Annotated in this window: 1 pseudogene; it reads right to left on the reverse strand. The window is 72.8% G+C overall.

What is annotated here, in order from left to right:
* Positions 1–246: pseudogene (locus ACFHWT_RS31635) on the reverse strand (4-hydroxy-2-oxovalerate aldolase); the annotation flags it as partial.

Genomic DNA, 246 nt, shown 5'->3' on the forward strand with positions numbered 1-246 from the left:
GCGCGAACGTGTCGCAGCCGTGTTTCCAGCCGTGCAGGTCCGCGACGGCGGTGAAGACCTCGAGCGGGGCGTTGCCGGCCCCGGCGCCCATCCCGGCCAGGGAGGCGTCGACCCGGGTGGTGCCGTGCCGCACGGCGACGACGCTGTTCGCCACCCCCAACGAGAGGTTGTGGTGGGCGTGGATACCGATCTGCGTTTGCGGGTCGAGGACCTGCCGGTAGGCGTCGACCCGGGCGGCGACATCCG

This window comes from Micromonospora sp. LOL_021 (assembly GCF_048060215.1).
In the GTDB taxonomy this organism is placed as follows: domain Bacteria; phylum Actinomycetota; class Actinomycetes; order Mycobacteriales; family Micromonosporaceae; genus Micromonospora_E.